Source organism: Streptomyces flavovariabilis, assembly GCF_000725785.1.
Lineage (GTDB): Bacteria > Actinomycetota > Actinomycetes > Streptomycetales > Streptomycetaceae > Streptomyces > Streptomyces hawaiiensis.
Genome location: NZ_JNXD01000006.1, coordinates 24321 through 36880 on the forward strand (window position 1 = coordinate 24321; position 12560 = coordinate 36880).

General features: G+C 70.9%; 9 protein-coding genes. 2 read left to right on the top strand and 7 right to left on the bottom strand.

The features are described 5' to 3' along the window. Positions 1–10 precede the first annotated feature (10 nt). From IO24_RS0112350 to IO24_RS0112380, 7 genes are all read right to left on the bottom strand, one after another. On the bottom strand, positions 11–1846 hold the full coding sequence (locus tag IO24_RS0112350; RefSeq protein WP_031134970.1) for a LamG-like jellyroll fold domain-containing protein: 1836 nt from the start codon (positions 1844–1846) through the stop codon (positions 11–13). Between the two features lie 34 nt (positions 1847–1880). Next, positions 1881–4814 carry a glycoside hydrolase family 2 TIM barrel-domain containing protein gene (locus IO24_RS0112355; RefSeq protein WP_031134972.1) on the bottom strand — a complete coding sequence of 978 codons (2934 nt, stop codon included), beginning with the start codon at positions 4812–4814 and terminating at the stop codon, positions 1881–1883. Then, positions 4811–5665: an alkaline phosphatase family protein gene (locus IO24_RS0112360; protein WP_045296136.1), complete on the bottom strand. Its 855-nt coding sequence runs from the start codon at positions 5663–5665 to the stop codon at positions 4811–4813. Before IO24_RS0112360 ends, IO24_RS0112355 begins: the two co-directional genes overlap by 4 nt. A 172-nt stretch (positions 5666–5837) precedes the next feature. Next, positions 5838–6686 (bottom strand): carbohydrate ABC transporter permease, encoded by an 849-nt coding sequence (locus IO24_RS0112365; RefSeq protein WP_031134976.1) that lies wholly within the window; start codon positions 6684–6686, stop codon positions 5838–5840. Further along, the gene (locus IO24_RS0112370) at positions 6683–7567 is read right to left on the bottom strand and encodes a carbohydrate ABC transporter permease (RefSeq protein WP_031134978.1); all 885 of its coding nucleotides are present in this window, start codon (positions 7565–7567) and stop codon (positions 6683–6685) included. The genes IO24_RS0112365 and IO24_RS0112370 overlap by 4 nt, the downstream gene beginning before the upstream one ends. A gap of 123 nt (positions 7568–7690) precedes the next feature. Continuing rightward, positions 7691–8968 (bottom strand): ABC transporter substrate-binding protein, encoded by a 1278-nt coding sequence (locus IO24_RS0112375; RefSeq protein WP_031134980.1) that lies wholly within the window; start codon positions 8966–8968, stop codon positions 7691–7693. Continuing rightward, entirely contained in the window at positions 8952–10067 is a 1116-nt protein-coding gene (locus IO24_RS0112380) for a carbohydrate kinase family protein (RefSeq protein ID WP_078899238.1), read from the bottom strand. Before IO24_RS0112380 ends, IO24_RS0112375 begins: the two co-directional genes overlap by 17 nt. Positions 10068–10217: 150 nt before the next feature. On the opposite strand from IO24_RS0112380, the gene IO24_RS0112385 reads away from it, so the two are divergent. Both IO24_RS0112385 and IO24_RS0112390 read left to right on the top strand, forming a co-directional pair. Continuing rightward, positions 10218–10982 carry a DeoR/GlpR family DNA-binding transcription regulator gene (locus IO24_RS0112385; RefSeq protein WP_031134983.1) on the top strand — a complete coding sequence of 255 codons (765 nt, stop codon included), beginning with the start codon at positions 10218–10220 and terminating at the stop codon, positions 10980–10982. A gap of 190 nt (positions 10983–11172) precedes the next feature. Beyond that, positions 11173–12513, top strand: coding sequence for a 6-phospho-beta-glucosidase (locus IO24_RS0112390; protein WP_031134984.1), 1341 nt, complete (start codon positions 11173–11175; stop codon positions 12511–12513). Positions 12514–12560: the final 47 nt, after the last annotated feature.

A 12560-nucleotide genomic window follows, 5' to 3' on the forward strand; every position in this document is an offset into this window, starting at 1 on the left:
TTCTGTGAGGTCAGTGGTTCATGAAGGAGGTGACGGGCAGCGCCCGGGCGACGATCCGGACATCGCCGAGCCGGCCGTGGAGGATCTGGTCGATCTTGCCGCCGTACTCGTAGCCGCCGAGCAGCCACGGCAGTCCCACGGAAGTGATGCCGACCGAGGACGCCTTGGGGTTGCGGACCACCGGGCAGCCCTCGACGTACAGCGTGGTGTGCCTGCCGTCGTTGACGACCGCGAGGTGCCACCAGGTCTCCAGGGGCGTCTCCTGACCCCAGTTGGTGGCGATGCCCTGCTGGTCGAGCGGGCGCATCGCCCACTGCGGCTCACGGTCGTTGGACAGCGACAGCGTGGCCAGCGGTTCGTCGGGGTCGTCGGCGGTCTTCCCGGCGGCGCCGCCCGTGCCCGTGCGGGAGACCAGGCCCGACCAGGCGTGGTGGGCGGGGTCCCAGTCGGCGGGCAGCCGGTAGAACGCCTCGATGGTGTAACCGTCCTCGAAGGTGGCCTTGTTCAGCGGGGCGCCGTCGACGGTGCGCAGGTAGGCGCCCTTCAGGGGGGATGTGAAGCCCTGGAACTCCAGGCTGCCGTGGCCCGGCTGGTCGGGGTGGTGGTCGGCCGACCAGCCCAGCGTGCCGCCGCCGACGGTGACGGGGGAGAGGTCGTTGCCGCGCCCGGACAGGTCACGGACCGTGCCGACCGTGCCGTCGGCGGGCTTGTCGAAGCGCCAGTACGCCATCGTGCCCGGCACCAGCAGCTTCGAGGCGGGCCGCGCCGGACGGGCGGGCACGGGCGCGAAGCCGGAGAACCGCTGCTCGAAGTCGATCGCGACGGAGAACCGGTCGGCGTCGCCGCTCAGTTCCATCTCCTGCCGCTCCAGCTCGTTGATCCCCTTCCTGGCCCGGCCCAGGATCCAGGGGGAGACCGTCTCCACGTCGATGACGTCGCGGTCCAGGTCGAAGCGGTACAGGCGGATCATCGCCGCACCGCCGAAGTAGCGGTTCTGGTAATTCGTCAGATGCAGATGGACGTCGTGCCCGGCCGCGTTCTTCCGCGTCGCGCGGGCCGCCGGCCAGTAGTGGCCGTTGAGGGTGAGGAAGATCTGGTCGTGGTCCTCGATCAGCCGGTCCCACAACTGCTGCCCGTAGTCCGACAACGTGTCGTCCTCGACGACCAGTTCGTGCGTCGTGAGGATCACCGGCGTCCTCGGGTGCTTCGCCAGGACGTCCTCCGCCCACGTGTAGCCCTGCGGCGACAGCCGCCAGTCCAGCGCCAGCACCAGCCACTCCCGGCCGCCCGCGGTGAACAGGTGGAAGGAGTTGTAGCCGTCGGCGGAGGCCCCGCCGAACGTCCGCTGCCCCGTGAACCGCTGCGGCCCGAAGGCGTCCAGATAGGGGGTGGTGCCGCGCTGGTCGGTCGTCGACGACTTCACGTCGTGGTTGCCGGCCAGGACGCTGTAGCCGACGCTCCGCCGGTCCAGCAGCCGGAACGCCTCCCCGATTGCGGCGAACTCCTCCTTCGCACCGTTCTGCGTGAGGTCGCCGAGGTGGGACAGGAAGACGAGGTTCTCCTCCCCGCCGTGCTCCAGCAGATAGCGCAGCGAGGCCTCGACCGGCGCCTTGTCGATGCTCGGCCCGTCGAAGAGGTACTGCGTGTCCGGCATCACGGCGAGCGTGAACCGGCGGCTGTCCGGGTCGGGGCGCCAGGCCGCGGTCGCCGCCTCGGCGCGGGCGGCCGGCAGCGCGGTCATCGCCGCCGCACTCGCGCCGAGCAGCGCCGTCGCACGAAGGAAACTGCGTCTTGCGGCACCGGCCTGGGCCGCCTCGCCCAGGTCGTGGCTGTGCGAAGTACACACGGGTGCTCCATGAGGTGACTGAGAGGGGAGGAAGTCAGAGAACGCGCAGCGTCCAGCTCCAGCGATGGACTCCGGCCGCGACGAGATAGGAGGCGAAGGTGTCGGGTCCGCACGAGGCCGTGCCCAGCCCGCGGTGCGCCGCGTCGATGTGCACCACGCACCCGGCCCGCGGCACCAGTTCGTCGTGATGCGCGACGGCGGCGAGGCCGGCCGCGCGATGCCGGGTCACGGAGACCTGCCGGGGCCGGTCCAGCCGCACCGCGAGGCCGGTGGCGTCCGGCGCGGACAGCGTGAACCGCCGTACGCCGTGCCGTCCGCCGCTCTCCTGCGGCCGCAGATACGGCGTGAACAGCTCGTCCACCGGCAGACAGTGGTGGCCGACGGGCGCGCCCGCGGCCCGGTCCGGATACGACTCCCAAGGGCCCTGACCGAACCACTCCAGCAGGTTCAGCCCGGCGACCGTCTCGAACACCGACCCGACCCGGGCCACGTCGTGCAGCGCCTCGGGCAGCTCGGCGCACTCCTCGACGAGCAGCCCGCCCTCCACGGCCGTCAGCACCTGTTCGTGCCGGACGGTCCCGCCCTCGCAGAGGTGGTCGGACACCACGGCCACCCGGCCCGGGTCACGCCGTACGGAGACGACCTCGCGGGTGGGTGCGTGCAGTCCCCAGTCACGCCAGCGGGCCGCCATGCCGCCCAGTTCGTCGTTGTCGGTCGGCGCCCGCCACAGTGACAGCGTGGGAGCGGCCGTCAGCAGTGGATGGACCAGCAGCCCGTCCTCGTCGACCTCGACCGCGCGGCCGGCTGCCGGGGTGTGCAGCACCGCGGGTGCCGCCCGCAGCCGCACCTGCGGCAGGCACACGACCGTGCCGCGGGGCGCCCAGGGCTCGTCGCGGGCCGTCGTGACCCGCAGCGTCAGCCACGCCTCGCCGCCGTCCTCCGGCAACGCGAACGGCAGCGGCACCACGGCCGTCTCGCCCGGCCGCAGAGCGGGCAGTCCGGCGGGAGCCGTCAGAGAAGCGCCGTCGGCGAGGGACAGCTCCCACTCGCCGGACAGCCAGTCCAGGCCCCGGAAGTGCTGGTGGTTGCTCAGCACGACGCCCTCGTGCCGGAAGCACTCGATCCGCACCGGCGCGGCGATCTCCCGGTGCTCGAACATCACCGGCTTGGGGGTGCGGTCGGGGAAGACGACACCGTCGGCGACGAAGGCGCCGTCGTGGTCCGTCTCGCCGAAGTCACCGCCGTACGCCCAGCGATGGCCGGGCGCGGCGACACCGTTGCCGTAGAGCCCGGCGCCCCCGCGCCCGGCCGGTCTGCCGTCGTTCACACGCTGGAGGATGCCGTGGTCCCAGAACTCCCAGATGAACCCGCCCTGAAGACCCGGGGTGGCCTCGATGGCCGCCCAATGGTCCGCCAGCGTGCCGTTGCTGTTGCCCATGGCGTGCGAGTACTCGCACTGGATGAGCGGCTTGGTCTGCCGCCCGGACATGGCGTGCGCCAGGCAGTCCTGGAGCGGCGCGTACATCGGGCAGGCGATGTCGGAGGCCAGGTCCGGATCGGCCCAGCCGCGCTTGGCCGCGCCCTCGTACTGCACCGGCCGGGTCGGGTCGTGCCGGCGCACCCAGCCCGCGGCCGCGTCGTGGTTCGCGCCGTAGTCGGACTCGTTGCCCAGCGACCAGATGATGACGGACGGGTGGTTCTTGTCGCGCAGCACCATCCGCGCGACCCGGTCGACGAAGGCGCCCAGGTAGCGCGGGTCGTCGGCGATCTCGTGCGCGTGGTCGTGGGACTCGATGTCGGCCTCGTCGACGACGTAGAAGCCGATCTCGTCCGCCAGGTCGTACAAGGCCGGGTCGTTCGGGTAGTGCGCCGTGCGGATCGCGTTGAAGCCGAACCGCTTCAGCAGCACGAGGTCCGCGCGCATGTCGTCGTACGACACCGTCCGCCCGGTCAGCGGATGGAAGTCGTGCCGGTTGACGCCCCGGATGAACACGCGCTCGCCGTTGACCAGCAAATCCCGGCCGGTGATCTCGACGTCGCGGAAGCCGATCCGGTGGCGGGAGGTGTCGGCGACCGTGCCGTCGGCGCGGTGCAGGCGGACGGTCAGGCCGTACAGCTCGGGCGTCTCGGCGTTCCAGGTGCGTACCTCCGGCACGGCGGCCCGCAGCAGGGCCTCGCCGAGGAAGCAGGAGACGCGCTCGTCCTCGGCGTTGGCCCGGTCGAACTCCGCGTCCTGCGTGAGCAGCTGCCCGTCCAGCTCCCCGCTGACGTACCAGCCCTCGGGCAGCGCCCCGCCCGCGTCCCGCACCCGGCACTCCACCCGCAGGTCGCCGTCGCGGCGGGCCCGCACGGTCACGTCCGCGAGATGCAGCGGGTCGACGGCGTACAGCAGCACCGAGCGGGTGATGCCGCCGTGCCACCACTGGTCCTGGTCCTCGATGTGCGAGGCGTCCGACCACTTCACCACGGTCAGGCGCACGGTGGCCCGCTCCCCGGGGCGCACCAGGCCCGTCAGGTCGAACTCGGCGGCCAGGTGCGAGTCCTTGGAGATCCCGACGGGCCGCCCGTCCACATGCACCAGCAGCACGCTCTCGGCGGCCCCGACCTGGAGCACGATCCGCTGCCCGGCCCATTCCGCCGGAACGTCCACCGCTCGCTCGTACACGCCCGTCGGGTCGGCGGCGGGCACGCCCGGCGGGAACGCGGCGAACGGCATACGGACGTTGAGGTACCGCGGAAGGTCGTCCGTGCCCTGCATGGTCCACACACCGGGCACGTACGACGACGACCAGACCTCCCCGAGCGGGGCGTCCGGCGCGGGCAGCAGCTGGAAACGCCAGTCGCCGTCCAGGGAGACGGCCCCGGCCCGCCGGTCGACGGCGTTCATCGGCAGCCGCCCCCAGGAGGTCACCTCGGGAGCTTTCCAGGGGCGCAGGGCGATCAGGGGATCGGGGAGTGCGTCGGTCATGACCATTCCGAAGTCGGTGCGGGGGGCCGGGGCAGGGCGCGCCCTTGCAGACCCCAGGCGGGGTCGACGGGGATGCCGAGCCGGTCCAGGACGGTGGGGGCGATGTCGATGAGGCGGGGCGTGTCGAGCCTGGTGCCCGCGGGTGTCCCGGGCTCGGCGAGGATGACGAAGACCTCCCGCTCGGCGCGCGTGTCGCCGCCGTGGCCACCGGTGTCGAGGTGACCGTGGTCCGTGGTGACCAGCACGGTCCAGTGCTCGCCGGCGCGCCGCGCGTCGATCGCCTCCAGGAGCCGCCCGAGGTGGGCGTCCTGAGCGAGCAGGGCCCGGTCGTAGGCGGGGGAGAGCGGGCCGGTGGCGTGGCCGGCCTCGTCGGTGGCGCCGAAGTACACGAACATGACGTCCGGGTCGTCCACGGTGAGCCGGCGTAGGGCGGCGCGGGCGACGCGGCGGTCCGCGGTTTCGTAGCCCCTGGATTCGCCGTTGTGGCGCACACGTCGGCCGATGGTCCGGCCGAGGGCGCCGCGGCGGACCAGCTCCGGCCAGGACACCGCGGCCGCCGTGCGCAGACCGGGCCGGGCGAGGGCGGCGCGGGTCAGGAAGTCGGGGTAGCGGGCGTAGTCGGCACCCTCGAAGTCGTTGCCTGTGACCCCGTGGCGGTCCGGCCACACCCCGGTGAGGATGCTCGACCAGCCGGGCCCGGAGTCGGTGTAGGCCACACCGGTCGAGGGCCCGTCGTCGGCTCGGCCGTAGGGCAGCAGGCTCGTGCCGACGGAGCCTGCTGCCATCAGGGCGTGCAGCACCGGGGCGTTGGCCCGCGAGCAGGTCAGCCGGTCGTAGCGCAGGCCGTCCATGCCGACGACGAGCACCTTGGCGCGTCGGGCCTCGTCGTCGACGTCCGTCACTGGGTGTCTCCCTCGTGTGGTTTCCAAGAGCTCGGGACCACCGGCCGGTTCTTGGCCGCGCATCCGTGGTGGCTGGTCGCGCGGTTCCCCGCGCCCCTTCAGGGCGCGCCCCTGAAAGGCGTCAACTCCCCTGCACGGCCCCCTCCGTGGCGCCCGCGATGAACCCGCGGGCGAAGATCGTGAAGACCACGACCAGCGGTACGGACGCCATGAGCACACCGGCCATGACCATGCTGTAGTCGGTGGTGTGGCCGACGTGGAGCTGGGCGAGCGCCACCTGGAGGGTCAGGTGGGCGGGGTCGTTGAGAACGATGAGCGGCCAGATGTAGTCGTTCCAGGCGCCGACGAAGGCGTAGATGGCGAGGAAGGACAACGCCGGCTTGATCATCGGCAGCACGATGTTCCAGTACTGGCGGAAGAACCCCGCGCCGTCGATGCGCGCGGCGTCGAGAAGTTCGTCCGGCACACCGTTCTCGATGTACTGGCGCAGCCAGAAGATGCCGAACGCGTTGGCGAGGGCGGGCAGGATCAGCGCCTTGAGCGTGCCGACCCAGCCGATGTCGGACATGAGGATGAACTGCGGGAGGACGGCCAGCTGGAGCGGCAGCATCATGAAGCCCACCAGCATGGCGAAGAGCACCTTGCGGCCGGGGAAGTCGAACTTGGCGAAGGTGAACGCGGCAAGGGAGTCGACGAACAGGACCAGCACGGTGGTGACGGTCGCGACGACGAGCGTGTTCAGCATCGACCCGAAGAAGTCGATGGTGTCGAGGACGTGCCGGATGTTCTCCAGCAGATGGGAACCGAAGCTCAGCTTCGGCGGGCTCTTGTAGATGTCCTCGGTGGTGTTCGTCGCCATGACGATCGTCCACACGAACGGGAAGACGGAGACCAGGACGGCGAGGGCGAGGACGATGTGCGCGGTCAGGCTCTTGGGACGTCGTGACCGCCTCGGGACCACTGCGGTCATGACTTCCTCCCGCGCTGGACGACGCGCCAGTTGACGACGACCAGCACCATGATCAGTACGAAGAAGGCCCACACGATGGCCGCGCCGTAGCCGTAGTCGTTGTTGACGAAGGCCGACTGGTAGAAGTACAGCAGCGTGGTCAGGCCCGCCTGGCCGGGGCCGCCCAGGTTCGGGTTCGCGGCGTTGCTGCCGAACAGCACCTGGGGCTCGCTGAAGCTCTGCAGGCCGTTGATGGTCGAGATGATGACGGTGAACAGGATGATGGGCCGCAGGATCGGCATGGTGATCTGGAAGAACGTACGGATCGGGCCGGCGCCGTCCAGCCTGGCCGCCTCGTAGATCTGGGTGGGGATGGCCTGGAGACCGGCCAGGTAGATGATCATGTTGTAGCCGGTCCACATCCAGGTCATCAGCAGCGCGATGACCAGTTTGATCAGCCACGGATTGCTCAGCCACGGGACGGGTGAGATGCCGACCGTGCCCAGGATCGCGTTGACCAGGCCGAAGTTGTTGCTGAACACCGCGCCGAAGAAGATCGACACTGCGACGATCGAGGTGACGTTCGGTATGTAGAGGGCGATGCGGTAGAAGCCCTTGAAGCGGCGTACCGAGTGCAGCAGCGTCGCCAGCACCAGGGCGCCGAACAGCGTGGGAACGGTGGACAGCACCCAGATCACCAGGGTGTTGCGGATCGACAGCCAGAAGACCGGGTCGTCCCAGAGAAATCGGAACTGCTGCAGTCCGACGTACTGCACGGTGCCCAGCCCGTCCCAGCGCTGGAAGGCGAGGTACAGCGAGTAGAAGACCGGGAAGAACGAGAAGACGCCGAAGATCAGGAAGAAGGGCGAGATCGCGAGGTACTGCCGCCAGTGGGACAGCACACCGCGACGCGCCGGCCGCACGGTGCCCGCGGGCGGCGTGCGCCGCGGGCGGAAGCGGGCCGGGCCGGTTCCGCCATGGTGCCGGGGCACCGCGGCGGAACCGGTGACCGGAGGTGACGACACCTAGTTCACCCCCTGCCGCCGGGCGATCTGCTTGGCCTGGCTGACCGCGTCCTTCCAGGCGTCGTCGGGCTTCTTTCCCTTGGCCTCGATGCTGGACAGCTCGGTCATGAAGGGCGCCATGACGGCGGCGTCGGCGGGTGCCTCGTAGCTGGCCGGGATGGCCTTGGCGGCCGGGCCGAACACCTCGATGACCTTCTGGCCGCCGAAGAAGGGGTCGCCGCCCGTCATGGCCGGCATGGCGTACGCCGCCGGTGCGGCGGGGAAGATGGCGGCGTCGGTGAAGCCGCGGGCGTCGTTCTCCGGGCTGAGGATCCAGCTGATGATCTTGAATGCCTCTTCGGGGTTGCGGCACTGCTTGGGCAGGGCCAGATAGGAGCCGCCCTGGTTGGCCGGTCCTCCGGGCGTCGCGCAGACCCGCCACTTGCCCTTGGTCTTCGGGGCCGCCTGCTCGATGTCCAGGGCGTGCCAGGCCGCGCCGAGTTCGGTGGTCAGGCTCTTGCCGACGGCGGCGTTCCAGGTGTTGTCGTTGATCTTGGCGTCGAGGCCCAGCGTGTAGGGGCGGATCGCCGTGTCCCACGCGGTGCGGATGTGGTCCTGGTCGCCGATGAAGTGGTTGTCCTTGTCGATGAACCGCGCACTGCCCTGGCCGACCGCGATGTTGAACACCGAGCTGATGTTGTTGACCAGGTAGGTGCCCGGCACCTTCTCGCGCAGCTCGGTGCCGAGCGCGAAGTACTCCTCCCAGGTCCCGGCCCGGGCGGCGACCTTGTCGGGGTCGGTGGGCAGTCCGGCCTTGTCGAACAGGTCCGCACGGTAGAAGAGCGCGGTCGGGCCGATGTCGATGGGGAAGCCGATCTGCCTGCCGTCCTCGGTCCGGGCGAGCTTGGTCTTCCAGTCCAGGTACTGGGACGCGATCTTCTTGAAGCCGAGGTCGTTCAGGTCGAGGAAGCGGTTCGCGTTGGGCAGGAAGGACGCCATGTCCTCGCCCTTGATGCCGGTGATGTCGGGCACGGAGGCGCCCGCCGCGAGGGTGGTGGTCAGCTTCTGCTTGAAGTCGCCGCCGATGGAGGCGGCGGTGAGCTTCACCTGGCCGCTGAAGTGCGTCTTCGCCTCGGCGACCACCTTGTCGCTGAGTGCGCCGCCCCAGTACCACAAGGTGAGGTTCTTGCCGTTCTTGCTGCCGGCCGATCCCGATCCGCCGCCGCATGCGACGGTCAGGCCGGAGGCGGCCGCGGTCAGGGCGGCGGCCTGGAGGAAGCCTCTACGAGAAAGGTCCACGGGTCACTCCTGTTGTTCCTGTTCGACGTGCGGAGGGGTGGGAGGGGTCAGTGCCGCCCTGACGAGGCGCGCGGACCGACGGGGTGTGAGGACTCGGCGGGGTGACGGGGGCGTGGTGCACGGCCGGGCCGGGGTCGGCCGGAATGCGGTCGGCCAGGAAGCCGTAGGCCCGCCGCAGTTCGGGATCGGTCTGGGAGCGCCACCAGCGTTCGACGCCGTGCCAGCCGGGGGCCGCGAGGGCGCCGCCGTGGTGCCGGACGGACAGCCCGGCCGCGAGCACCGCGAACCGCAGCCGCTCCGCCAGCGGCCAGCCGCCGAGGGAGGCCGCGACGAAGCTCGCGCCGAAGACGTCCCCGGCGCCCGTCGCGTCCAGGACGTGGGTGTCCAGGGCCGGGACCTCGGCGTACTCGCCGGTGATCTGGTCGACGGCGAGGGCGCCGTCCCCGCCCCGGGTCACCACGGCGACCGGCACCAGCTCGGAGAGCGTGCCGAGCGCGGCCAACGCGCTGTCGGTGCGGGTGTAGGCCATCGCCTCGGTCTCGTTCGGGAGGAAGGCGTGGCACAGGGAAAGCTGGTCCAGGAGGGCCGTCGACCACTCCTGGGTGGGGTCCCAGCCGACGTCGGCGTAGATGTGCGTGCCGTTCGCGGCGGCCTTGGCGAGCCACTCGCGCGGCCGGGCCTCGATGTGCACCAGGGCGGCACGCGCGTCGGGCGGGTCGCCCATCAGCACGTCCTGCGAGTACGGCGGCTCCTGGCCGTGGGTGAGCAGGGCCCGGTCGTCACCGTAGGCGACGGAGACGGTGACCGGGGTCGGCCAGTGGTCCGCCGTGCGGGAGAGCGAGAGGTCGACGCCTTCCTGGCCGCCCAGGACGTCCCGGCAGTACGCGCCGTAGAAGTCGTCGCCGAACACGGTGGCCAGAGAGGTCCTGAGGCCGAAGCGGGAGGCGGCCACGGCGAGGTTCGCTATGCCGCCCGGGCCGCAGCCCATGCCCCGGGTCCAGATCTCCTCACCGGGCGTCGGCGGCTTGCCGAGCCCCGTGAGGACGAGGTCGTAGAAGAGCAGCCCGGTCAGCAGCACATCGGGCCGGTCATCGTCCACGGATGTGTCCTCTCGCTCACGGCTTCGACAGAGATCGTCAAAACTCTTCATCTCGGTGACCGGAATCGTGCGCTGCTCAGGAGAGATTGGTCAATACCCGAGCAGAACTGAGCATGGAAATGATTGAAGATGACGAGTAGTGTTCCCGCCGTGCTGGCAGAACGACGACACCAACTCATCCTGCGGGCCCTGAGGGCCGGCGGGCCCGCGGCCGTGACCGACCTCTCGGTGCAGCTGGGCGTGAGCCCTGCCACTATCAGGCGTGACCTGGTCAAACTGGAAGAAGACGGGCTGCTCACGCGCGTGCACGGCGGCGCCGTCGTGGAGGAGGGCGACCAGCCCTTCGCCGAGGTCGCCGGAGTGCGCGTCACTGAGAAGGACGCCATAGCCGAACGCGCCGCCGCCATGATCAGGGACGGCCAGTCGGTGCTGCTGGACATCGGGACGACGGCCTACCGCCTGGCCCGGCAGCTGCACGGCCGCCGGCTCACCGTGATCACCAGCAACCTGGTGGTCTACGAGGAACTCGCCGACGACGAGGGCATCGAGCTGGTCCTGCTCGGCGGCATGGTCCGCCGTGAGTACCGCTCCCTGGTCGGCTTCCTCACCGAGGACAACCTGCGCCAGTTGCACGCCGACTGGCTCTTCCTCGGTACCAGCGGGGTGCGGCCGGGCGGGCAGGTCATGGACACGACGGTCGTGGAGGTGCCGGTCAAGCGCGCCATGATCAAGGCCGGCGAGAAAGTGGTCCTCCTCGCCGACGCGGCGAAGTTCCCGGGTCACGGGATGGCGAAGGTCTGCGGTCCCGAGGACCTGGACGCGGTGGTGACGAACGATCCGGTCGACGCGGCGACGCGGGCCTCCTTCCAGGAGGCGGGCGTCGAGGTGGTCGTGGCGGGAAAGGTGCAGACGTGAAGTCTCTCCCGGCCGGGGCGGGGGGATCCCCGCTCCGGGCCGCCCCGCCATGCGGCCGGCCACGAGGCCCCGCGGCCTCACCACCGGCCGGGCCGGAACCGGCCCGGCCACGTGAAGCACGTTCAAGCAGGCGGCGCGCGCCCGACTCCCGCGACGCGCCCCACGTCGCCTGCCGAATCGGAGGAACCCGGTGAAGCTGACGATTCTGGGCGGCGGAGGATTCCGCGTGCCGCTGGTGTACGGAGCGCTCCTCCAGGACCACGCCGAGGGCCGGGTGACCCACGTCGTCCTGCACGACCTGGACGCCGGACGGCTGTCGGCGGTGACACGGGTCCTCGCCGAGCAGGCGGCCGGCGTCCCCGACGCGCCCGAGGTGACCGCCACCACCGACCTGGACGAGGCCCTGCGCGGCGCCGACTTCGTGTTCTCCGCGATCCGCGTCGGCGGCCTGGAGGGACGCGCGCACGACGAACGCGTGGCCCTGGCGGAGGGCGTGCTGGGCCAGGAGACGGTCGGCGCGGGCGGCATCGCCTACGGCCTGCGCACGGTCCCGGTCGCCGTCGGCATCGCACAGCGGGTGGCCCGGCTCGCGCCCGACGCCTGGGTCATCAACTTCACCAACCCGGCCGGACTGGTCACCGAGGCCATGTCCCGTCACCTCGGCGACCGGGTCATCGGCATCTGCGACTCCCCGGTCGGTCTCGGCCGCCGCATCGCCCGGGTGCTCGGCGTGGAGAACCCGGGCGAGGCGTGGATCGACTACGTCGGCCTCAACCACCTCGGCTGGGTGCGTGGCCTGCGCGTCGCCGGCCGCGACGAGCTCCCGCGCCTGCTCGCCGACCCCGACCTGCTCGGCTCCTTCGAGGAGGGCAAGCTCTTCGGCACCGACTGGCTGCGGTCCCTGGGCGCGATCCCGAACGAGTATCTGCACTACTACTACTTCAACCGGGAAGCCGTACGCGCCTACCAGCAGGCCGAGAAGACCCGCGGCGCCTTCCTGCACGACCAGCAGGCCCGCTTCTACGCCGAGATGCGCAACCCGGACGCCCCCGCCCTGACGGTGTGGGCCCGGACCCGCGCCGAGCGCGAGGCCACGTACATGGCCGAGAACCGCGAGAGTGCCGGGGCCGGCGAACGCGACGAGGACGACCTGTCCGGCGGCTATGAGAGGGTCGCCCTCGCGCTGATGCGGGCGATCGCCCGTGACGAGCGCACGACCCTGATCCTCAACGTCCGCAACCAGCGCACCCTGTCGGTCCTGGACGCGGAGGCCGTCATCGAGGTCCCCTGCCTCGTCGACGCCAACGGCGCCCACCCCGTCACCGTCGACCCGCTGCCCGACCACGCCACCGGACTGGTCTGCGCGGTCAAGGCCGTCGAGCGCGAAGTGCTGGCCGCCGCCGGCTCCGGCTCCCGCGCGACGGCCGTGAAGGCCTTCGCCCTGCACCCGCTCGTCGACTCCGTCAACGTGGCCCGCAGGCTGGTCGAGGGCTACACCGAGGTCCACCCCGGACTCGCGTACCTTAGGTGAACACCATTCGGTAAGCGCTTTCCCCCGCACTTCCCGCTTCCTGGAGA

What these genes read in the sequence shown, in the direction of transcription:
- IO24_RS0112355 (WP_031134972.1), bottom strand. Translation starts at nt 4,814, where the DNA reads ATGACCGACGCACTCCCCGATCCCCTGATCGCCCTGCGCCCCTGGAAA.
- IO24_RS0112360 (WP_045296136.1), bottom strand. Translation starts at nt 5,665, where the DNA reads ATGGACGGCCTGCGCTACGACCGGCTGACCTGCTCGCGGGCCAACGCC.
- IO24_RS0112365 (WP_031134976.1), bottom strand. Translation starts at nt 6,686, where the DNA reads ATGACCGCAGTGGTCCCGAGGCGGTCACGACGTCCCAAGAGCCTGACC.